Source organism: Mesorhizobium sp. B2-1-3 (assembly GCF_006442495.1).
Classification (GTDB): domain Bacteria; phylum Pseudomonadota; class Alphaproteobacteria; order Rhizobiales; family Rhizobiaceae; genus Mesorhizobium.
Genome location: NZ_VFWL01000005.1, coordinates 216,784 through 239,823 on the forward strand (window position 1 = coordinate 216,784; position 23,040 = coordinate 239,823).

Here is a 23,040-nt window from a genome sequence, read left to right on the forward strand (position 1 = left end):
CCCCGGCTCGCCTCACGCACTCAAGCGAAACCGCGTGACATCGATTGCGGCGCTCATCAGCGTCTGCGTGTAGCCGGCCTGCGGATTGCTGAAAATGTCTTCCGTCGGCCCTTCCTCGACGATCTTGCCCTGCTTCATGACGATGATGTAGTCGGCCATGGCGCGCACCACGGCCAGATCGTGGCTGATGAAGAGGTAAGACAGCTCATGGTCGGCCTGCAGCTTGCGCAGCAACTCCACGATCTGCTTCTGCACCGAGCGGTCGAGGGCGGAGGTCGGCTCGTCCAGCACCACCAGCTTGGGCTTGAGAATCATGGCCCGGGCGATTGCGATGCGCTGGCGCTGGCCGCCTGAGAATTCGTGCGGATAGCGATTGCGCGAATTGGGATCGAGGCCGACTTCACGCAGCGCCTCGACGGCGCGCTGGTCGCGCTGCTTGCCCGAGAGGTTCGGTTCATGCACCAGCAACCCTTCGGTAATGACCTGGCCGATGGTCATGCGCGGCGACAGCGAACCGAACGGATCCTGGAAGACCAGCTGCAATTGGCGCCGCAGCGGCCGCATCGTCTGGCGGTCGGCGGTCGAGATATCGCGGTCGCCGAAGCGGATCACGCCATCGCTCGGCAACAGCCGCAGCAAAGCGCGGCCAAGCGTCGATTTTCCAGAGCCTGATTCGCCGACGATGCCGATCGTCTGATTGCGCCTCAGCCTGATCGAGATATGGTCGACGGCGCGCAGCATCAGCGGTTCGCCGGCCAGAAAGCCGCCGCCGATGCGGAAGGTGACCTCGACGTTTCTGCCTTCGAGCAGGACGGGCGCATTGGCCGGCGGCGGCGCCTTGGTCCCGGTCGGCTCGGCCGCCAGCAGCATCTTGGTGTAGGCATGCTGAGGACTGGCGAAGATGGCTTGCGCGTCCCCCTCCTCCACCACCTCGCCGGAGCGCATGACATAGACCCGGTCGGCAAAGCGCCGCACGATGCCGAGATCGTGGGTGATGAAGACGATCGCCATGCCGAGCTTGCGCTGCAGCTCGGCAAGTAGCATGAGGATCTGCGCCTGGATGGTGACGTCGAGCGCCGTCGTTGGTTCGTCGGCAATCAGGATATCGGGATCGTTTGCCAAAGCCATGGCGATCATGACGCGCTGGCGCTGGCCACCCGACATTTCGTGCGGATAGGATTTCATGCGCCGTTCGGGATCGGGAATATGCACCAGCCTGAGCAGGTTGAGCGCCTCCTCGCGCGCTTGCGCCGCATTCAAGCCCCGATGCCGGCGAATCGGTTCGATCAGCTGGTTGCCGATCGAATAGAGCGGATCGAGCGAGGTCATCGGCTCCTGGAAGATCATGCTGATCTTGCGGCCGCGGACCTTGTTCAACTCGGATTTGCTTAGCGTCAGAAGATTGCGGCCGCGATAATCGACACTGCCGGTGGCTTCTCCATTGGAGGCCAGCAGGCTCATCGCCGCCATCATCGTTTGGCTCTTGCCGGAGCCGGATTCGCCGACCACGGCGACGGTTTCGCCCGCCTTGACGTGGATGTTGATGCCTTTCACCGCCTCGACCGCGCCGTCGAGGGTGCGGAAGCGCACGCGAAGATCCTTTACGCTGAGAATGGTCTCTGCTGCGTCCATCTTAGCGGTCCTTGGGGTCGAGCGCATCGCGCAGGCCGTCGCCGACGAAGTTCAGGGCGAACAAGGTGGAGACCAGGAAGAAGGCAGGGAACAGAAGCAGCCAGTTTGCAGTGCCGATATTCTTGGCGCCGACCGAGATCAGCACGCCCCAGCTGGTCATCGGCTCCTGGATGCCGAGCCCGAGAAACGACAGAAAGCTCTCCAGGATAATGACCTGCGGCACCAGCAGCGTCATGTAGATCACCACCGGCCCGAGCAGGTTGGGAATGACGTGGCGCAAAAGGATGCCGCGCTGGCCGACGCCCATGGCCTCGGCCGCCTGGACATATTCCTGGCGGCGGATGGACAGCGCCTGGCCGCGCACGATGCGGGCCATGTCGAGCCACAGCACGGCGCCGACCGCCAGGAACATCAGCACGAAGTTGCGGCCGAAGAACACCACCAGCATGATGACGAAGAAGATGAAGGGCAGCGAATAAAGCACGTCGACGATGCGCATCATCACCTCGTCGACCCTGCCTCCGGCAAAACCGGCAGTGGCGCCATAGAGCACGCCGATGGCCACGGCCACGACGCCGGCGAGCAGACCGATGGCCAGCGAAACGCGCCCGGCCATCAGCGTCCGCGACAACAGATCGCGGCCGGTGTTGTCGGTGCCGAAAAGAAAATATTGCTGCTTGACCGAGGCGCTCATCGTCGCTTCGAGGCCGTCAGGCGACTTGCTTTCGATCCTGGTGTCGTCGAAGGCATCGGACCGGTCGAGATAGCGGATGTTGCGGTCGTCGATCGCCTTGCTGGAGGTTACGGTGACGAAGACGCGATTGCCTTCCTGGCGCCAGTCCTTGATGTCGACACGCATGCGCTTGATCGCCTCATCGAGCGCGGTCTCGATCATGTCCGGCTTCGGATAGGCCGACAGGCTCGGCGGCGTACGCACATAATCACCATAGATGGTGGTGTATTGGTGCGGCACGAACCAGGGCCCGAACACGCTGATCACAGCGATCAGGATCAGATAGTAGAGGCTGAACATGGCGGCGCGGTTGGCCTTGAGACGCGCCCAGGCATCGCCCCACAGCGAACGGCCGACGACCGGTGCGGCGATCGCGATATCAGTCATAGCGCACCCTCGGATCGACGACGGCATACATGACGTCGACGATCAGGTTGAAGACGATGGTGAAGATGGCGATGACCACCACCGTCCCCATCACCAGCGTGTAGTCGCGGTTGAGCGCGGCATCGACGAAGTAGCGCCCGACGCCGGGAATGGAGAAGATCGTCTCGACGATGATCGAGCCGGTGAGCAGGGCGGCGGCAGCCGGACCGGTGAAGGAGACGATCGGCAGGACGGCGCCGCGCAGCGCGTGCTTGACCACCACCGACCAGTCGGACAGGCCGAGCGCGCGCGCCGTGCGGATGTGATGCGAGCGCAGCGATTCGATCATCGAGCCGCGCATCAGGCGGGCGACGATGGCGATCTGCGGCAGGGCAAGCGTCAGCACGGGACCGATCTTGTTGATAAGCGCGCCATCGCCCCAGCCGCCGATCGGCAACAGCTTCCAGGTCAATCCGAACACGAGCTGGATAATCGGCGCGATGACGAAGGTCGGGATGGTGCTGCCCGCGGTTGCCAGCGCAATCACCGTGTAGTCGCCAAGTTTGTTCTGGTTGAGCGCCGCAATGGTACCGAGCACGCTGCCGAGCAGCAGCGCCAAGATCAGCGCGGAGGCGCCGAGCTGAATGGAAATAGGCAAGCCCTTGGCGAAAAGCTCGGTGACGGTAAAGTCCGGCATATTGTAGCTCGGGCCAAAATTGCCGCGCAGGAGATTGCCGAGATAGTGGACATATTGCAGCCAGAGCGGGTCGGCGAGCCCGAACTGGGCTTCAAGATTGGCCCTGATCTCGGGGCTCAGGCCCCGCTCCTGGTTGAACGGGCCGCCCGGTGCGACGCGCATCAGGAAGAACGCCAAGGTCACGATGACGAATAGCGTTGGAATGGCGGTCAGAAGCCGCCTGAAAATGTAGCGTAGCATCGGCGGTGCCCTGCTTCGGCCAGGGTGACGGGCATCCAACCGGACGCCCGCAGCGCTCTGGCACCTCTCATCTTCGCACCATGGCCTGCGAAAATCGATTTCGACTTTCGGGCCCCATGCGACGACAGATCGAACCGCCGTCCTGAACGGGCGGCGGTTCGATCAAGGTTTTCAATCCTTGGAGATGAAGCGGGACGGATGCACGTCCATGACGTTGTCGACGAAGCCGTGCAGCTTCGGGGAAACGATATCGTGGTAGCTATAGTAGAGAAGCGGGATCTGGCCGACGTCGTCGACGAGGATACGCTCGGCGGCGGCGAGTTCCTTCATGCGCTCTTCCGGCTTGCCGCCGGCGGCGGCCGCCTTGTCCATGGCCGCCTCATATTGCGGGCTGTCATAGACCGAATAGTTGTTGCCGCTGGCCTTGCGCGAGATGCCCAGGAAGGTTTCGGGATCCTTGTAGTCGGCAATCCAGGCGGCGCGCGCAACGTCATAGTCACCCCTCTGCTCGAGGAAGGAGTAGTGGGTCTTGGTGTCGGTGTTGAGCAGCGTGACGTCGACGCCGAGCGGCTTCAGCTGTTCCTGGATGGCGACCGCGGTATTCTTGTGGTTCTCCGAGGTGTTGTATCGGATCTCCATCTTCAGCGGATGCTCCGGCGTGTAACCGAGTTTCTCGAGTATCTTCTTGGCTGCGTCCTCGCGGTCGATCTGCGACATGTCGGCATATTTGGCCATCGCCGGCGTGTAGCCCTCGATGCCCGGAGGGACCATCGAATAGCCTGGCAGCATTGAATTCTGCCAGACCTTTTCGGCAATGAAATCGCGGTCGATGGCCATCGAGATGGCATTGCGCAGCTCGACATTGTCCCAGGGCTTCTTGTCGGTCTTGATCGCGTAGTAATAGGTGCCGAGATACGGCCCCACCTTGATCTGATCACCGAACTTGGCCTTGAGGTCGGCGAGCTGCTCGGTCGGTAGATCGTCGTAGCTGTCGAGTTCGCCGGCCTCGAAGCGCTTCATCGCCGAGGAGCGATCCTCTGTCGGGATGTAGTTGACGACGTCGATCTTGACGCTTCCGGCATCCCAGAATTTCGGATTCTTGACCAGTTTCATATGATCGTTGGGAACCCACTCGGCCAGCGTATAGGCGCCGTTGGAAACGAGATTGCCCGGCTTGATCCAGTCGGCGCCGAGCTTGTCCATGGACGCCTTGTTGACCGGATAGGTCGCCTGGTGGGTCAGCATTTCGAGGAAATATGGCGTCGGCGCCTTCAGCGTCACTTCAAGGGTGGTCGCGTCGATGGCCTTGACGCCCATGTCCTCGGGCTTGCCCTTCTTGGTGTTGACTTCCTCGGCGTTCTTGACGGGATAGAGCATCGAGGCATATTCGGCGGCCGTCGCCGGGTCTTCGAGGCGGCGGAAAGCGAAGACGAAGTCTTCGGCCGTCACCGGGCTGCCGTCGGACCACTGGCCGTCCTTCCTGAGCTTGAAGGTGTAAACGGTACCGTCATCCGACACCGTCCAGCTCTCGGCGGCGCCGGGGATGACGTTGGCCTTCTCGTCCTGCATCACCAGACCTTGGAACAGGTCGCGCAAGACGTTGGCTTCATAAACCGTCGAGGTCTTATGCGGATCAACCGACTCGGATTCGGCAGCAGTGCCTCTGTTGTAGACGACCTCGGCAAAGGCCGGCGTGTAGAATGTTCCGGCGGCCAGCGCCATGGTTGTGGCGAATGCCGTCGCCTTCAGCATGTTTTTCAGCATGAAGTTTCTCCCTGTCGGCGCTGCCAACGGCGCGCCTTTGCGTGTTGACGCCCCGGGACCGATGTCTGGCCCCTTTGAGCGCGCCGCCGGTTCCCTCCGTCGGCTGGTGGCAGGAGACTAGACAGGCGGCAAGCTCTTTTCAACCGAGTACTGATTGACCCTAAGTCAATAGCCAGGAATCAAAGAAGCCGCGGCTAAATTAGCGTAGCTTTTCAATCATACACACTTCCAGGTTGCGCCTAGAGTTTTCGCTTTTTGCATGCGAACTTTGGCATGCTCGGCGGCATGGTTCAGAACGTCATTCGCCGGGTCCAGGGGCGCCGATTCCAGACAGACACTTCGGCAACTTCGGCGGTTGAGTTCGCTCTGCTTTCACCGATATTCATCCTTCTCCTGCTCGGAATGGTTGCATACGGTGTCTATTTCGGCGCGGCCAATTCAATACAGCAGATCGCGGCGGACGCCGCCCGGACGGCCATCTCGGGGCTGAACCAGACCGAGCGGCAGACGCTCGTGGCCTCGTTCCTCGCCAATAATGCCGGTGGATATCCCTTCGTCGACGCCAGCAAGCTGACTTATCAGGCCAATGACAGCACGGCGGACGGCAATCAGTTCGTGGTGTCGATCCAGTACGATGCCCGAAACCTGCCGATCTGGAATCTCTTTCCGGGCATAGCCATGCCGGGTACAACGATCAAACGCCAATCAACGATCAGGGTCGGGGGCATCTGAATGCTGCTCTGCGCGCACTTGAAGGTCGGCAGGCTTGCACGCCTGATGCTTGGTGACCGGCGAGCGAATTTCACGGTGATGACGGCGTTGAGCGCGCCGGTCGCGCTGGCGCTGGCAGCGGTGGCGATCGACGAGGCCTCCATTTACACCGAGCGCCGAGAAGCACAGGCGATGGTCGACCTGGCAGCGATCCCCGCGGCTTCGAACATCAACAACGCCCAGACCGCGGTCTTGACCACGCTCACCGACAACGGGATGCCAGGTGTCGTCGTTCAGGGCTCGGGTCAAACCATTCCCGCGGCGGTGGGCAAAACCGTCGTGACGGTCACGCGGGGCCGATATGCAGGGGCATCCTCGGTCAATGTGGATCAACGCTTCCAAGCAGGCGTAACCCCTTACAACGCGGTTCATGTGACCCTAAACAAGATCCCCAACCGCTATTTCGCAAGCTCGCTGATCCCAACGCCCATCATTGGCACAGAAGCCACCGCCAGCATGACGCCACAGGCCACTTTCTCGGTCGGATCGAGGTTGCTCAGCGTCAATACCAGCAACAGCCCCATCCTCAACGCGCTTCTCGGCGGCCTCCTAGGCGGCAACATCTCACTCAGCGTCATGGACTACAACGGATTGATCTCCGCCGATGTCAGCGTGCTTTCCTTCGTCGATGCCCTGGCGGTGCAATTGAACCTGACGGGCGTGACCTATTCGGACGTTCTGGCCTCAAAGGCTACAGTCGGCCAGATCGCCACCGCCATGGCCAATGTTCCCGGGCTCGGCAACACGGCCAAGGTCGCCTTGCAAACCATGGCAAGCAAATCGACCAACACGGTCAAGATTCCGCTCAGCCATCTCATCGACCTCGGCCCCCTCGGCAGACTTGGCCTCGGGCAGAGGCCAGCCGGCCTTGGCGTTGACGCCAGCGCGATGGGAATGCTGATGGCCGCCGCCGAACTGGCAAACGGTTCGAAGCAGATCGACCTCGGTCTCAGCACCGGCATACCGGGGTGCTGTCGAGCACGCTCGCCATCGCCGTCGGCGAACCGCCGCAATCCTCGCCATGGCTGCAGGTTGGCGAAGTCGGCACCATTGTGCGGACGGCCCAGACCCGCATCAAGCTGGTGGTGAAGATCGGAGCCGGCAACAGCAATGTCGGAGGCGGTATCACCCTGGTGTCGGTCAGTCTGCCTCTGCATGTCGAAGTCGCCTATGCCGAGGCCAAGCTCACCGACATAAGTTGTCCGACAGGCCCCAGCAGCATCAAGGTGACCATCGCCACTCGTCCCGGTATCGTCGAAGGGCATCTCGGCGACAGCAGCAGCGCCGGCTTTGCCGATGTCACCAACAAGGAGACGTTTTCCAACACGGAAATCGCGAGCGTGAAACTTCTGATCATCCCGGTGCTGTCGGTGGTGGGCTCAGCGGCGTTCGACATGGCCAACAACACGCCAACGACGTTGACTTTCAACAAGGCCGATATCGATGCCAAGACGATAAGGACCGCTTACACCCAAAATTTTACCCAGTCGTTGACTACGTCGCTGGTCAGCGATTTGTCGCTGACGGCGAATTTACTCGGTCTGCCGCTGCTGAATCTGAACACGCTGATCGCAACCGTAAGCCCGCCAGTGGTGGCACTTCTGAACAGCGTAACAGCTCCGGTCGACACGTTGCTTACCAATCTGCTCGGAGCTCTTGGCGTGCGTCTCGGTGAAGCCGACGTCCGGGTCACCGGCGCAACGTGCGGACGTGCCGTGCTTGTCCAGTAAGATGGCCGGCACGCGCTGATCTAGGCAAGGTGTCCAAGAAAGCATCCGAGTGTCGGCAGCAAAAGCACGGCTTCTCCGGCCAGCGAGGCATCGCCGCCAAGTTTCGCAACCGCTCCTAAGTCTTGCGGCAGCGGCCAATTGGCCGGTTCCCCGGCGAAATTGAAGGCACAAAGCAGCCTTTCATCGCCATGCTCGCGGACAAAGGCCAGCACGTCGCCTTCGGCGTCGAGAAAGCGGATCGAACCGCCGACCAGCGCCGGATGCCGCTTGCGCAAAGCGAGTGCCGAACGGTAGGCGGAAAGTACCGATTGCTCATCGCCGCTCTGTACATCGACCGCGCGAGCGCGATGGCTTTCCGGCACCGGCAGCCAGGGTTTACCGGTGGAGAAGCCCGCATTATCGGCGCCGGACTCCCAGACCATGGGCGTGCGGCAGCCATCCCTTCCTTTCACACCGGGCCAGAAGCGGATGCCTACCGGATCGCGCAGGTCCTCATAGGCAAGTTCCGCCTCCTGCAAACCGAGCTCCTCGCCCTGGTAGAGGCAGATCGAGCCACGCAGGCAAGAGAGCAACATGATCGAGAATTTGGCCACCACGTCAGGATCGCCGCCCGGCCGCGTCCAGCGGCTGACGTGGCGCACGACGTCATGGTTGGAAAACGCCCAGCAGACCCAGCCATCTACGACAGCGTTTTCGAAAGCCTCGACACAGCCGCGCACATGCGCCGCCGAAAATTGCGGGCCAAGCAGATCGAAGGTGTAGCACATCTGCAGCTTGTCGCCGCCGGAGGTGTAGGCGGCCAGCGTCTGTAGGGAGCGCCCCTCATCACCGATTTCGCCGACGGCGGCGCGATCCCCGTACTCGTCGAGCAGCGCCCGAAAGCGCCGCAGGAACGCTAGATTTTCCGGCTGCGTCTTGTCGAACAGGTGCTCCTGGTAGAGGTAGGTGTTGGTCTCGGTGTTGGTGCCTGCAACGCTCGACGCCAAGGGCGGGTTGCTGCGCAGCCAGCGGTCGTGGACGTAGTAGTTGACGGTGTCCAGCCGGAAGCCGTCGACGCCGCGCTCCAACCAGAACCGCACTGTATCCAGAAGCGCGTCCTGGACCTCCGGGTTGTGAAAGTTGAGATCCGGCTGCGAAGCGAGGAAATTGTGCAGATAGTACTGCCGGCGGGTCGCATCCCATTCCCACGAGGGGCCGCCGAAGACCGACAGCCAGTTGTTGGGCACACCACCATCCGGTCTGGCGTCGGCCCACACGTACCAATCGGCCTTTGGATTGTCGCGGCTGGCGCGGCTTTCGACGAACCATTCGTGCCTGTCGGAGGAGTGCGACAGCACCTGGTCGATGATGATTTTCAGGCCAAGCCGGTGCGCTTCGGCAACCAGTGTATCGAAATCCTCCAACGTGCCGAACATCGGATCGACGTCGCAATAATCCGACACGTCGTAGCCCATATCGGCCATCGGCGACTTGAAGAAAGGCGACAGCCAGACGGCATCGGCGCCGAGCGAGGCAATGTGGGCGAGCCTTGATGTGATGCCGGCGAGATCGCCGCTGCCGTCGCCGGTCGTGTCCTGGAAGGAACGCGGGTAGACCTGGTAAATGACGCAACCGCGCCACCAGTCGGCCGCTCGCTCGGCATTGTCGTCAGTCATCACGACCCTTTCCCTGTCTGGGCCCTTCCGTCCTGCGCTCGATCATGAAATTCACGCTGCGGCCCGGCAGCGCGCGAGAAAGATCAACTGCTTGCGCTTCGATGGCGGGATGCCATCGGAATCCGTCTCGCGCGGGCAATGTGAAGATGCATTGGCGGCGATCGCCATTGACCATGACGGCAAGCCGGCCATCCACGCCGCCGAGCAGCATGACGAGGCGATGCCGGGCGGGATCGTTCCACTCCGCCTCGCCGAGCAGCGCCCCCGTCTCGGTGAGCCAGGCGGCGTCGGCAGTGTCCGACCCGGCCAGCGGCTGGCCGGTGAGGAAATCTGTATTAGAGAGCGCCGGCACCGCGCGGCGCAAGGCGGCCAGTGCACGCGCGTAGCCTTCCAGCGCCTGGTCACGCCCCTTCCAGTCGAGCCAGGTGATGTTGTTGTCCTGCGCATAAGCGTTGTTATTGCCTTGCTGGCTGCGGCTGAATTCGTCGCCGGCCGTCAGCATGATCGTGCCGCGCGAGGCGAACAGCGTGGCGAGCAGCGCACACTGGTCGCTGAAGCGCGCCTTCGCGATTGCCGCGTCGTCCGTCGCGCCCTCGACGCCGTTGTTCCAGGACAGGTTCTCGTTGTGGCCATCGCGATTTTGCTCACCATTGGCCTCGTTATGCTTCTCCTCATAAGCAACGATGTCGGCCAGCGTCATGCCGTCATGGGCCGCGATGAAATTCACCGTGCGGCTGGCGGGCTGGCCGCCCCTGCCGAAAATATCGGACGAACCGGCAAGTCGTGTCGCCAGCGTACCAACCATGCCGGCATCGCCGCGCCAGAAGCGCCTGGCATCGTCGCGATAACGATCGTTCCATTCCAGGAAGCGGGAGGGGAAGTTGCCGAGCTGATAGCCATCGAGACCGATGTCCCAGGGCTCGGCGATCAACACACGGCCGGCCAACAGCGCATCCTCGCGCATCGCCTCCAGCAACGGCGCTTGCGCTTCGAATGTGCCGTTGACGCGCCCCAGCACCGGTGCCAGGTCGAAACGAAAACCGTCGACGCCGGTATGGCGGACAAAATGGCGAAGCGTGTCGAGCACCATTTCCCGCACCGCCGGGTGATCGCAGGCAATCGTGTTGCCGGTACCGGTGTCATTGACCAGCCTGCCATCCGGCTGATGCCGGTAATAAGCCTGATTGTCTAGGCCGCGCAGCGACAATGTCGGACCGAGCCTGTCACTTTCGCCCGTGTGGTTGAAGACGAGGTCGAGAATGGTGCCGATGCCGGCCGCACGCAGCGCGGCAACGGTAACGCGCAATTCGGCCAGGCCGCCAGGGGCCAGGCGCGGGTCTAGTGCCATGAAGGTGACAGGGTTATAACCCCAGGCGTTGCTCAACCCGAGCGGCGGCAGATGCCGCTCGTCGATCGATGCCGTCACCGGCATCAGCTCGACGGCGGAGACGCCGAGCCTTCGCAGGTGCTCGACGATAGCCGGATGAGCAAGCGCGGCGGTCGTGCCGCGCTGTTTTTCCGGCACATCCGGATGCAGCTTGGTGAAGGCGCGCACCGGCACTTCGTAGATCAGGCCGCCCGGACGGAACAGCGGCGGCGGCACAGGCACAGCCGTGAGCAAGGCTTTCGCCACGGCCTTCGGCATCAGCGGCGCGGTATCGGCACCTTCGTTGCGCCGCGCGGCGAGACGCCAGTGATAGGCATAGGGCCGATCGATCTCGACGGCGTAGGGATCGGTCAGCAGCTTGTCGGGGTCGAACCAAAATCCGCGCTCGGGCGCGTAGTCGCCATCGGCGCGGAAACCGTAGCGGGTGCCCTCGGCAAGGCCGGAGACGAAGAGTGCATGCACCCCCTCTCCTTCCGCTTTCAGCTCCAGCCGGTCGAGTTCGCGGTTTCCCTGTTCGTCGAAGATCGAGACCCAGAGGCGGCGCGCCGACGAGGACCAGGCGGCAAAGCGGATGCCGTCGGGGGTGATGGTGGCGCCTAGTGAGGTCATCGGCGCGTCCTCCACCCTCCCCCTTGTGGGAAGGGTCGCGAACGAAGTGAGCGGGGTGGGGGGTGACGCCGGCAAAGCCCTCTACGAGCACCCCCACCCCGACCCGCTACGCGGATCGACCCTCCCCACAAGGGGGAGGGTGAAGCCACCGCCACGCTCAAGTAATCACGCTCGGCTTGTCGCGGCCGGTGTGGCTCCTAATTCCCGCGATGTCATCCGCTGCCGCGATCAGATCGGCGAGCGCCTTCTGCGTATCGAGATCGTGCCTGGCCTTGTCCGGCTCGTAGCGCTCGATGTAGACGCGCAAGGTGGCGCCCGAGGTGCCCGTGCCGGAAAGCCGGAAGACCACGCGCGAGCCGCCTTCGAACAGCACCCTGATGCCTTGATGCTCGCTCACCGAACCGTCGACCGGATCGTGATAGGTGAAGTCGTCGGCATTGGCGATCTTCAGGCCGCGCACGCTGGTGCCCGGCAGCGAGCCAAGCTTGGCGCGCAGTTCGTCGACCAGCGCATTGGCGCGCCCGCTCTCGACTTCCTCGTAGTCATGGCGCGAATAATAGTTTCGGCCGTAGGTCGCCCAGTGCTCGGTGACGATCTGCTTACAGCTCTCGCCGCGCGCGGCGAGGATGTTGAGCCACAAAAGCACGGCCCACAGGCCGTCCTTCTCGCGCACATGGTTGGAGCCGGTGCCCGCACTTTCCTCGCCGCAGATCGTCGCCATGCCGGCGTCGAGCAAATTGCCGAAGAATTTCCAGCCGGTCGGCGTCTCATACATGCCAATGCCGAGTTTTTCGGCGACGCGGTCGGCGGCCCCACTGGTCGGCATCGAGCGCGCAATGCCCTTCAGGCCTTCCTTGTAGCCCGGCGCCAGGCGGGCGTTGGCGGCGAGCATGGCGACAGAATCCGACGGGGTGACGAAAATGCCCTTGCCGATGATCAAATTGCGGTCGCCGTCACCGTCGGAAGCGGCACCGAAATCCGGGGCGTCCGGTCCCATCATCTCGTCATAGAGATGTTTGGCATGGACCAGGTTCGGATCCGGATGGTGGCCGCCGAAATCCGGCAGCGGCTTGAAGTTGCGGCAGGTGCCGTCGGGCGCGCCAAGCCGGTGTTCGAGGATCTCCTTGGCGTAGGGGCCGGTCACCGCGTGCATGGCGTCGAAGCGCATGCGAAAGCCCGACTTGAACAGTTTGCGCAGCGCGTCGAAATCGAACAGGCTTTCCATCAGCTCGGCATAGTCGACGACCGGATCGATGATCTCGACCGTCATGCCGGCGGCCTTGACGGTACCGATCGCGTCGATGTCGATCGGATCGATGTCGACGGTCTTGAAGCTGGAGATCGCCTTGGTCCTGGCGAAGATCGCATCGGTCAGCTTTTCCGGCGCCGGGCCGCCATTGCCGGCATTGTACTTGATGCCGAAATCCTCGTGCGGGCCGCCCGGATTGTGGCTGGCTGACAGGATGATGCCGCCGAACGTCTTGTACTTGCGGATGACATGCGAAGCGGCCGGCGTCGACAAGATGCCGCCCTGCCCGACCATCACCTTGCCGAATCCGTTGGCGGCGGCCATGGCGATGGCCTTCTGGATGACCTCGCGATTGTAGAAGCGGCCGTCGCCGCCGATCACCAGAGTCTTGCCCTTGAACCCGTCCAGCGCGTCGAAGATCGACTGGATGAAGTTCTCGGCATAGTGCTCCTGCTGGAACACAGGCACCTTCTTGCGCAGCCCCGAAGTGCCGGGCTTCTGGTCGGAATAGGGTTTGGTGGGAACGGTGCGTATCATGCTTCAAGCAACCCTTTTCGAAAGCAGCAGGCGATAGAGTTCAACGTATTTGTCAGCGCTTCGGTCCCAGGACAGGTCGGTCTTCATGCCCTGGCGCTGGATGGCCTCGAAGATCGCGGGGCTGGCATGGGCCTCGGCCAGGCGGCGGATGGCATGAAGCAGCGCGCCGCCGTCGCTGGGCGCGAACTGGAACCCGGTCGCCACGCCGGCGGCAATCGCCGCCTCGTTGGCGTCGATGATGGTGTCGGCGAGCCCCCCGGTGCGGGCGACCACCGGCACGCAGCCATAGCGCAGGCCATAAAGCTGCGTCAGTCCACAAGGCTCGAAGCGCGACGGGATAACGATGGCGTCGCAGCCGCCCTGCATGACGTGAGACAGGCCTTCGTCATACCCCACGACGACGCCTATACGGCCGCGGTGGCGTGCGGCGGCGGCGAGCAGCGCGCCTTCGAGGCCGGCATCGCCCGAACCCAGAATAGCCAACCGCGCGCCCGTCGCAACGATGCCGTCGACCGCCGTCGCCAGTATGTCCATGCCCTTCTGCCAGGTCAGGCGGCTGACGACGCAGACGATCGGGCTACCGTCGCGATCGAGGCCGAAACGGCCCTCGACAGCGGCCCTGTTGGGCGCGCGCGCCTTGAGCGAGGCGGCTGTATAGTTCGACACCAGATGCTTGTCGGTCTCCGGGTTCCAGATGGCGGTGTCGATGCCGTTGACGATGCCATAGAGATCGCTGGAGCGCATGTTGATCAGGCCGTCGAGACCCATGCCGAATTCCGGCGAGCGGATTTCTTGCGCATAGGTCGGGCTGACGGTGGTGATTGCCCAGGCAGCCTGCAGGCCGGCCTTGAGGAAGCCGACGCCGCCATAATATTCCACGCCGTCAAGCGCCATCGCCGCCGTCGGCAGTCCGAGTTCGCCGAAGATGCCGGCGCCGAACTGCCCCTGGAAGGCGAGGTTGTGGACAGTCATCATCGACGGCGTGCCGACCGCTTTGCCATAGCGCATATAGGCCAGCGTCATCGCCGACTGCCAGTCATGGGCATGCACGATATCGGGCATGTAACCGGAGATGGCACCGCCGGCGATGTCGGCGCCGGCCTGGCTGAGCGCTGCGAAACGGCGCCAATTGTCCGGCCAATCGGCACCCGCGGCATTGCCATAAGGACCGCCGGGACGATCGAACAGATGCGGCGCATCGAGCACGAAAAGATCGAGCCCGGCAAGCTGGACAGAATGGACCGAAGCCTTGCCGCCCTGCAGCAGCGGATACTTGTAGACAGCCTTTTTTTTCTTGAAGGCGTCCATCACCATGGGAAAACCGGGAATAAGCGTGCGCATGGTCACGCCTTTGGCGGCCAGCGCGACGGGCAGCGCGCCGGTCACATCGGCAAGCCCGCCGGTCTTGATCAGCGGAAAGATCTCGGGCGTGACCGACAGAACCTGCATGCGCTTACCGAACCGCTCCTGGTGCATGTAGCCCAAACCGTGCAGCGGTTCTGGGGCAAGGACATGCACAAACCACCCTAAAGTGACAGCTTGTTGATCAACCCGATCGGATTGACAACTTGTTGATCAAACTGATCAGGTTGACAACTTGTTGATCATGTCCTGCGTGATCAGGCAGATGCCCTTTTCCGAAACGCGGAAGCGCTTGGCGTCGAGCACGGGATCCTCACCGACCACCAGCCCTTCCGGTATCCTTACACCGTGGTCGATGACGACGCGCTTCAACGTTGCGTTCCGGCCGACATGAACGTCGGGCAGCATGACGACCTCTTCCAGCGTCGAGTAGGAATTGATGCGCGCGCCGGTGAAGATCAGGCTTTTCCTGAGCGTCGCGCCCGAGACGATGCAGTCGCCCGACACAAGCGAGGACACGGCCGAACCGCGCCGTCCATCCTCGTCATGCACGAACTTCGCCGGCGGCTTCAACTCGGCATAGGTCCAGATCGGCCAGTCGCGATCGTAGAGGTCGAGTTCGGGCGTCACGTCGGTCAGGTCGATATTGGCTTCCCAATAGGCATCGACGGTGCCGACATCGCGCCAGTAGGCCTCATTTTCCGCGGTCGAGCGCACGCAGGACTTGGCGAAGCGGTGGGCGATCGCCTTACCGTGCTCGACGATATAGGGGATGATGTCCTTGCCGAAGTCGCGGCTCGAACCGGGCTCGGCCGCATCGCGGCGCAGCTGCTCCATCAGGAACTTGGTCTTGAACACGTAGATGCCCATCGAGGCCAGGGCAAACTCCGGTTTGTCTGGAATGCCGGGAGGGTCGGCCGGCTTTTCGACGAAGGCGATGATGTTGTCCTTGGCATCGACATGCATGACGCCGAAGCCCGTGGCCTCCATGCGCGGCACTTCGAGGCAGCCGACGGTGACATCGGCGCCGGCGTCGACATGCTGGCGCAGCATCAGCTCGTAGTCCATCTTGTAGATGTGATCGCCGGCGAGGATGACCATGTATTCGGGGCCATAGGCCTCGATGATGTCGATGTTCTGGTAGACCGCGTCGGCCGTGCCTTCATACCACTGGGTTTCCGACACGCGCTGGCTGGCCGGCAGGATGTCGAAGCTTTCGTTTCGTTCGGGCCGCAGGAAGTTCCAGCCGCGCTGCAAATGGCGGATCAGCGAATGCGCCTTGTATTGGGTGGCAACCCCAAGGCGGCGGATGCCGGAGTTGAGGGCGTTGGAGAGCGCGAAATCGATGATGCGCGTCTTGCCGCCGAAATAGACCGCCGGCTTGGCGCGCCGGTCGGTCAGTTCCTTGAGGCGGCTGCCGCGCCCGCCGGCCAGCACATAGGCCATGGCGTCGCGGGCCAGCGGCTGGGTTCGTTTCGAGTTTGCCATTTTCTACCCTCCCAAGTTACCCGGTCTCGACATGGCTTGTTCCGCGACCAGTTCAAGCATGATCGTCGACAGCGGCGGCAAGAGCATCGTTGCGGAGATGCCCCCTTCCTCCGCCCGCGCTTCGACGGCGCCGCCATTGCCCTTGCCGGATCCGCCATATTCGGAAGCGTCCGTGTTGATGATCTCGCGCCATGTGCCGGCTTTCGGCAGCGGCACGCGGTAGTTGTCGCGCGGCACCGGCGTGAAATTGGAGATGATCGCGACCGGATTGCCTCCCGGCGCGCTGCGCAGCCAGGCGAAGACGGAATTCTGGCTGTCGTCGACGATCAGCCAGGAAAAGCCTTCCGGCTCGCAGTCGCGGCCGTGCAGGGCCGGTCGCGAGCGGTAGAGATAGTTGAGGTCGCGCACCACCTGCCAGACACCGCGATGCGAGCGGAAATCGAGAAGATTCCAGTCGAGCGCGCGCGCCTCGCTCCATTCGCGGCGCTGCGCGAACTCCTGGCCCATGAACAGCAGCTTCTTGCCGGGGTAGCCCCACATGAAAGCGTAGTAGGCGCGCAATGTCGCGAATTTCTGCCAGTCGTCGCCGGCCATCTTGCCAAGCAGCGTGCCTTTGCCGTGCACGACCTCGTCATGCGAGAGCGGCAGCACGAAATTCTCCGAGAAGGCATAGACTAGGCCGAAGGTAAGGTCGTTGTGGTGGTGTTTGCGGAAGATCGGCTCCTTGGAGAAATACTCCAGCGTGTCGTGCATGAAGCCCATGTTCCACTTGAAGCCGAAGCCCAGCCCGCCTTCATGGACCGGAGCCGAGACCTTCGGCCACGAGGTCGATTCCTCGGCGATGGTCATGACGCCCGGATGGTGGCCGTAGAGCTCCTTGTTCATCTTCTGCAGGAAGCTGACCGCCTCGAGGTTCTCGCGGCCGCCCTTCTCGTTAGGAATCCATTCGCCTGCCTTGCGCGAATAATCGAGGTAGAGCATCGAGGCGACCGCGTCGACGCGCAGGCCGTCGACATGATATTTTTCGGCCCAGAACAACGCGTTGTTGACCAGGAACGACACCACCTCGCGGCGGCCGAAATTGTAGATCGCGGTGTTCCAGTCGGGATGAAAGCCCTGGCGCGGATCGGCATGCTCGTAGAGCGCAGTGCCGTCGAAATGGACAAGGCCGTGCTCGTCGACCGGAAAATGCGCCGGCACCCAGTCGAGGATGACGCCGACGCCGGCACGGTGGGCGCCGTCGACAAAGCGGGCAAAGCCGGCCGGGTCGCCAAAGCGCGCCGATGGCGCATAGAGGCCTGTCGTCTGGTAGCCCCAGGAGGGATCATAGGGATGTTCGGAGATCGGCATGAACTCGATGTGGGTGAAGCCGGTCTCGACGACATAGGGGATCAGCCGGTCGGCCAGTTCATCCCATGACAGAAACGTTCCATCGTCGCGAAGCTGCCAGGAGCCGGCATGGACCTCGTAGATGGAGATGGCCTCGCGCCGCGGATCGGCATTGCGCCAGAAACTGCGATGCGCCTCGTCGCCCCATTGATGGGCGGGCGACGCAGCGGTCACCGACGCGGTCGCCGGGCGCAGTTCGGACTTGAAGGCAAACGGATCGGCCTTCAGCGGCAATCTTACGCCATCGGGGCCGATGATCTCGTACTTGTAGGGCCTGCCGGCGCCGATATCGGGGATGAATACCTCCCAGATGCCGGTGTCGCGGCGGTCGCGCATCGAATGGCGGCGGCCGTCCCAGTCGTTGAAATCGCCGACCACCGAGACGCGCCTTGCATTGGGGGCCCAGACGGCGAAATGCACGCCGGTGGCGCCTTCGTGCTCGATGACATGCGCGCCGAGCTTGTCGAACAGCCTCAGATGCGAGCCCTCGGCAATGTAGTAATCGTCCATCGGACCGAGCACCGGGCCGAAAGAATAGGGATCCGTCAACCACCAGTCGCCCCCGGCATTCCTGGCGTGATAGCGCAATGGCTGGCGCTTCTTGATCGACAGCTTGCCTTCGAAAAAGCCGCCATCGTCACGCCTGGACAGTTCACCAGCAATCATGCCGGTCAGCGTATAGGCGGTGACGAACTCCGCATGCGGAACGAAACAGCGGGCAAACAGGTTCTTGCCCACCTCATGGACGCCGAGGACCGCAAACGGATTGCCGTGCGTGCCGGCGACAATCGCCGCGACATCGCTGGCCGGGGCCGATCCGTCCGGCCCGCTTGTCGCAGCGGTCGCGCGCGGTTTCCTCATCGGGCAGTGTCCCTCCCCGGGCACCAAATGTTTGTTTTAAGGTATAAATTCGGCGTTTGAACTCACACCCCGGACTACATCGTTCGTGGCCTCATGCAATCACATCAGGCAGGTACGTTCCAGATGTCTTTCGCGTATTGGCGGATCGTGCGATCGGAAGAGAACCAGCCGACGCGCGCGACGTTGCGGATTGCCCTGGCGTACCAGTCCGGACTGTTGCGCCAGACGGCATCGACGTCTCGCTGGCAAGCGGCATAGGCGTCGAAATCCGCCGCGACCATGAACCAGTCGCTGTCGTAGAGACCATTGATGAGATCGCGGTAGCGGTTGGGATCATCGGGCGAAAAGACGCCCGATGAAACGGCCGCGAGCGCCTGCGACAGTTCGGGCGATGCCTCGATGACGCCACGCGGATCGTAGCCATTGTTGCGGCGCTCGGCGACCTCCGCCGTGGTCAGGCCGAAGATGAAGATGTTGTCGTCGCCGACGCACTCCTTGATTTCGACATTGGCGCCGTCGAGCGTGCCAATGGTCAGCGCGCCGTTCAGCGCGAACTTCATGTTGCCGGTGCCCGAAGCCTCCATGCCGGCGGTCGAGATCTGCTCGGAAAGGTCGGCGGCCGGCATCATGATCTCGGCGAGGCTGACATTGTAGTTCGGCACGAACACCACCTTGAGCAAGCCGCGAACGGCCGGATCGCGGTTGATGACCCTGGCAACGTCGTTGGCCAATTTGATGATCAGCTTGGCATTGTGGTAGCTGGGCGCCGCCTTGCCGCCGAAGAATTTCACGCGCGGCATCCAGTCGCGCTCCGGGTGCGAGCGGATCTGGTCGTAGAGCGCGACCGCCTCGAGGATGTTCAGGAGTTGGCGCTTGTATTCGTGGATGCGCTTGACCTGGATGTCGAACAGCGCCGAGGGATCAAGCCGGATGCCGAGCCGGTCGGCGACGAGATTGGCCAACTTCACCTTGTTCTGCCGCTTCACGCCGGCGAATTTTTCGCGGAAAGCGGTATCGTCGGCAAAGGCATCGAGCCCCTTGATGGCGTCGATGTCATCCAGGAAGCGGTCGCCGATCGCCTCGCGGGCGAGTGCGGTCAGACCTGGGTTGCACTGGATCAGCCAGCGCCGCGGCGTGATGCCGTTGGTCTTGTTGTTGATGCGGTCGGGATAAAGCGTGTGCAGGTCGGCGAACACCGTTTCCTTCATGAGCTCGGTGTGCAGCGCCGAGACCCCATTGATCGAATGCGAGCCGACGAAGGCGAGATTGCCCATGCGCACGCGACGGTCGCCATTCTCCTGGATCAGCGAGATGCGGCTGATCTGCTCGCCGGAGAACTGATTGGTGGCGCGCGCCTCGAGCAGCACCTGCGCGTTGATGGCGTAGACGATCTGCATATGGCGCGGCAAAAGCCGCTCGAACAGCGGCACCGGCCAGCTTTCCAGCGCCTCCGGCAACAGCGTGTGGTTGGTATAGCCGAAGGTGCGTTTGGTGGTGTCCCAGGCCCGGTCGAAATCCATGCCGTGGACGTCCATCAGGAGGCGCATCAGCTCCGGCACGGCGATCGCCGGATGGGTGTCATTGAGGTGGATTGCCGCCTTGTCGGGCAGCGACTTCAGGTCGCCATATTGACTGAGATGCCGCTGCACGATGTCCTGCAAAGAGGCGGTGGAGAAAAAATATTCCTGCCGCAGCCTGAGTTCCTGCCCTGCCATGTGGGAATCGGCGGGATAGAGCACGCGCGACAACGCGTCGGCCTTGTTGCTTTCGGCGAGTGCGCCGATGTGGTCGCCAGCATTGAACTTGTCGAGCAGGATCGGATCGACCGGCATGCCCGACCAAAGCCGCAAGGTGTTGACGCGGTTCCCCCGCCAGCCGACGACGGGTGTGTCGTAGGCGACGGCCAGCACATGCTCGGTCGGCTTCCAGACATGGCGTTCCAGCCGGCCATCCCTGGTGGTGACCGATTCCACCGAGCCGCCGAACCCGACCTCGAACGACCGTTCGCGGCGTTCGAACTCCCAGGGATTGCCGTGATCGAGCCAGGTCTCGGGCAATTCCACCTGCCAGCCGTCATGGATCTCCTGGCGGAACATGCCGTTGGCGTAGCGGATACCGTAGCCATGCGCGGGAATATCGACGGTGGCCATGCTTTCCATGAAGCAGGCGGCGAGCCGGCCGAGGCCGCCATTGCCAAGTGCTGCATCCGGCTCAAGCGTGGCGATGAGGTCGAGTTCCACACCCAGCGACGACAACGCCTCGCGCATGTTCTCCATCAGGCCGAGATTGGAGAAGGCGTCACGCATCAGGCGGCCGATGAGGAACTCCAGCGAGAGGTAATAGACGCGCTTTTCCTGCTGGGCGTAGGCCTCTTTCGTCGCCTGCATCCAGCGATCGACGATGCGGTCGCGCACGACCTTGATCGAGGCGGTCAGCCAATCGTACTGGGTGGCGACGGTGGTGTCCTTGCCGACCCTGTATTTGAGGGCCATCAAGACTTCCCTTGCGAGCGTCTTGGGGTCGGGATTTTCAAGCAGTGGCGGGAGGGGGTCGGATGTCATCGTGCGCGTCATGCTGCCTCTCGTGCGGTTGCCACGATCATACCGGCTTTCATCATTCATCCCAGCCCATGCTACCGCATTGCAGCAAACGTTCAATCGATTTAAATAAGCCGGAGGCGACTTACCAGCGGCAATTTGGCAGTTCAGGCCGCCAGCGCCGCTTCCGGCGGCGTCTTTGCCCCGGTCATGAAGGCGACGGCATCGGACATTGTATGTTGTTTGGGATCGATGACGCACAGCCGACGACCCAGCCGATGGATGTGGATGCGGTCTGCCACTTCGAAGACATGCGGCATGTTGTGCGAGATCAGCACGATCGGCAGGCCGCGCTTCTTCACGTCGAGGATGAGTTCCAGCACGCGGCGGCTTTCCTTGACGCCAAGTGCTGCCGTCGGCTCGTCCATGATGACCATCTTGGAGCCGAAAGCGGCGGCGCGCGCCACTGCCACGCCCTGGCGCTGGCCGCCCGACAGCGTCTCCACCGCCTGGCTGATGTTCTGGATGGTCATCAGGCCGAGTTCAGTCAGCTTGTCGCGGGCGCGCTTTTCCATCGCCGGACGGTCGAGCATGCGAAGCCATTGGCCGACAAAGCCGGGCTTGCGGATCTCGCGGCCGAGAAACATGTTGTCGGCGATCGACAGCGCTGGGGACAGCGCCAGGTTCTGGTAGACGGTCTCGATGCCGGCTTCGCGAGCCTCCATGGGCGACTTGAAGGCGACCGGTTTGCCCTCAAGCCGGATTTCGCCTTCATCGGGCACCACAGCGCCTGAAATCGCCTTGATGAGCGACGACTTGCCGGCGCCGTTGTCACCGATAACAGCGAGGATTTCGCCGGGGTAGAGGTCGAAATCGGCATTGTCCAAGGCGGTGACGCGGCCGTAGCGCTTGACCAGTCCACGAGCGGTGAGGATAGGGTCCTGGGTCATGCCGAAACCTTTCTGATCCATTGATCGACCGCCACGGCGCCGATGATCAGCACGCCGGTGAGCAGCACCTTCCATTGCGGATCGGCGCCCAGCATGTTGAGGCCCATGGAGACGACACCGACGATCATCGCGCCGAACAGCGTGCCGAGGATCGAGCCGCGGCCGCCGAAAAGAGAAATACCGCCGATCACCGTGGCGGTGATCGCCTGCAGATTGTAGTCGGTCACGGCGGCCGACGGCGAGATCGACCCATTGCGACCGATGGAGACCCAGGCGGCGAAAGCGGCGATCAGCCCGGCCAGGGTATAGACCGTCATGAGCACCTTCTTGGTCTGGATACCCGACAGTTTCGCCGCCTCCTGGTCGTCGCCGACAGCGTAGACATGGCGGCCCCATGCCGTGTGATTGAGCACGTACCAAAGGAGCAGCACGAGCGCGACCATCGCAATCACGCCGGCCGTCAGCACAGCGGTGCCGACCTTGAAGCTGAGCGCGAACAGATGCAGCAGCGGTGCCTGAACGTCGACGTCGGTGTCGCGGATCGTCTCATTGGCCGAATAAATGAAGTTCGTCGCCATGACGATGTTCCAGGTGCCGAGTGTCACGATGAATGGCGGCAGTTTCATGTAGGCGACAAGCACCCCGTTGAGCAGCCCGCAGGCAGCACCCGCGGCAAGTCCGATCGCTACGGCAAGGACGCTCGGCAGGCCGTAGCTGACGGCGCAATTGCCCATGATCACGGCCGAAATCACCATGATGACGCCAATCGAAAGGTCGATGCCGGCGGTGAGGATGACCAGGGTCTGGGCGGCACCCAGAATGCCGACGATGGCGATCTGCTGCAGGATCAGCGTCAGCGTGTAGGACGAGAAGAAACGCCCGCCAATGGTGAGGCCGAACACGATGATCGCCAGGACCAGAACGATCAGCGGCACCGCGGCCGGCGTCGAATGCAGAAAATGCTGGATGCGTCTGACCGCCGATTTATGCTCGTCAAACGCGGCAACGCTCGTGTCGCTGCCTGAGAGAACCTTCTCGAATTCCTGAGCTTGAGACATGTTTCCTCCCCGTAGGGTATCAGCC

General features: G+C 62.7%; 16 protein-coding genes. 3 read left to right on the forward strand and 13 right to left on the reverse strand.

The genetic code is table 11. The annotated features are described in order from the left end of the window. Positions 1-12: 12 nt before the first annotated feature. The 4 genes from FJ973_RS11770 to FJ973_RS11785 all read right to left on the reverse strand — a co-directional run bounded on the left by FJ973_RS11770 (position 13) and on the right by FJ973_RS11785 (position 5,432). The gene (locus tag FJ973_RS11770) at positions 13-1,632 is read right to left on the reverse strand and encodes an ABC transporter ATP-binding protein (RefSeq protein ID WP_140520752.1); all 1,620 of its coding nucleotides are present in this window, start codon (positions 1,630-1,632) and stop codon (positions 13-15) included. A 1-nt stretch (position 1,633) separates the two neighbouring features. Continuing rightward, positions 1,634-2,752: an ABC transporter permease subunit gene (locus FJ973_RS11775; RefSeq protein WP_140555874.1), complete on the reverse strand. Its 1,119-nt coding sequence runs from the start codon at positions 2,750-2,752 to the stop codon at positions 1,634-1,636. Beyond that, entirely contained in the window at positions 2,745-3,668 is a 924-nt protein-coding gene (locus FJ973_RS11780) for an ABC transporter permease subunit (protein WP_140494801.1), read from the reverse strand. The genes FJ973_RS11775 and FJ973_RS11780 overlap by 8 nt, the downstream gene beginning before the upstream one ends. 171 nt (positions 3,669-3,839) lie before the next feature. Then, positions 3,840-5,432, reverse strand: a complete 1,593-nt coding sequence (locus tag FJ973_RS11785; RefSeq protein WP_140514924.1) for a peptide ABC transporter substrate-binding protein — start codon at positions 5,430-5,432, stop codon at positions 3,840-3,842. A gap of 285 nt (positions 5,433-5,717) precedes the next feature. On the opposite strand from FJ973_RS11785, the gene FJ973_RS11790 reads away from it, so the two are divergent. From FJ973_RS11790 to FJ973_RS31360, 3 genes are read left to right on the forward strand one after another with little or no spacing between them, the layout of a single operon-like run. Further along, complete coding sequence (locus FJ973_RS11790) at positions 5,718-6,164, forward strand: TadE/TadG family type IV pilus assembly protein (protein WP_140555953.1); 447 nt, start codon at positions 5,718-5,720, stop codon at positions 6,162-6,164. Further along, complete coding sequence (locus FJ973_RS31355; RefSeq protein ID WP_246675868.1) at positions 6,165-7,292, forward strand: TadG family pilus assembly protein; 1,128 nt, start codon at positions 6,165-6,167, stop codon at positions 7,290-7,292. After that, on the forward strand, positions 7,256-7,933 hold the full coding sequence (locus tag FJ973_RS31360) for a hypothetical protein (protein ID WP_246675869.1): 678 nt from the start codon (positions 7,256-7,258) through the stop codon (positions 7,931-7,933). Before FJ973_RS31355 ends, FJ973_RS31360 begins: the two co-directional genes overlap by 37 nt. Before the next feature lie 20 nt (positions 7,934-7,953). Here FJ973_RS31360 and FJ973_RS11800 read toward each other — a convergent pair whose 3' ends face one another. The 9 genes from FJ973_RS11800 to FJ973_RS11840 all read right to left on the reverse strand — a co-directional run bounded on the left by FJ973_RS11800 (position 7,954) and on the right by FJ973_RS11840 (position 23,015). Next, positions 7,954-9,588: an alpha-glucosidase family protein gene (locus FJ973_RS11800; RefSeq protein WP_140555876.1), complete on the reverse strand. Its 1,635-nt coding sequence runs from the start codon at positions 9,586-9,588 to the stop codon at positions 7,954-7,956. Further along, positions 9,581-11,584, reverse strand: a complete 2,004-nt coding sequence (gene glgX, locus FJ973_RS11805; protein ID WP_140555878.1) for a glycogen debranching protein GlgX — start codon at positions 11,582-11,584, stop codon at positions 9,581-9,583. Before glgX ends, FJ973_RS11800 begins: the two co-directional genes overlap by 8 nt. A 157-nt stretch (positions 11,585-11,741) precedes the next feature. Further along, positions 11,742-13,370: an alpha-D-glucose phosphate-specific phosphoglucomutase gene (locus FJ973_RS11810; RefSeq protein ID WP_140494811.1), complete on the reverse strand. Its 1,629-nt coding sequence runs from the start codon at positions 13,368-13,370 to the stop codon at positions 11,742-11,744. Between the two features lie 3 nt (positions 13,371-13,373). Further along, on the reverse strand, positions 13,374-14,819 hold the full coding sequence (glgA, locus tag FJ973_RS11815; RefSeq protein WP_140555879.1) for a glycogen synthase GlgA: 1,446 nt from the start codon (positions 14,817-14,819) through the stop codon (positions 13,374-13,376). A gap of 135 nt (positions 14,820-14,954) precedes the next feature. Then, positions 14,955-16,220 carry a glucose-1-phosphate adenylyltransferase gene (gene glgC, locus FJ973_RS11820; protein ID WP_140494816.1) on the reverse strand — a complete coding sequence of 422 codons (1,266 nt, stop codon included), beginning with the start codon at positions 16,218-16,220 and terminating at the stop codon, positions 14,955-14,957. A 3-nt stretch (positions 16,221-16,223) separates the two neighbouring features. After that, positions 16,224-18,470, reverse strand: a complete 2,247-nt coding sequence (gene glgB, locus FJ973_RS11825; RefSeq protein WP_140494818.1) for a 1,4-alpha-glucan branching protein GlgB — start codon at positions 18,468-18,470, stop codon at positions 16,224-16,226. A gap of 104 nt (positions 18,471-18,574) precedes the next feature. Further along, positions 18,575-21,043, reverse strand: a complete 2,469-nt coding sequence (locus FJ973_RS11830; RefSeq protein ID WP_140555881.1) for a glycogen/starch/alpha-glucan phosphorylase — start codon at positions 21,041-21,043, stop codon at positions 18,575-18,577. A 131-nt stretch (positions 21,044-21,174) separates the two neighbouring features. Beyond that, entirely contained in the window at positions 21,175-21,957 is a 783-nt protein-coding gene (locus FJ973_RS11835; protein WP_140495053.1) for an ATP-binding cassette domain-containing protein, read from the reverse strand. After that, entirely contained in the window at positions 21,954-23,015 is a 1,062-nt protein-coding gene (locus FJ973_RS11840) for an ABC transporter permease (protein WP_140494823.1), read from the reverse strand. Before FJ973_RS11840 ends, FJ973_RS11835 begins: the two co-directional genes overlap by 4 nt. Positions 23,016-23,040 lie beyond the last annotated feature (25 nt).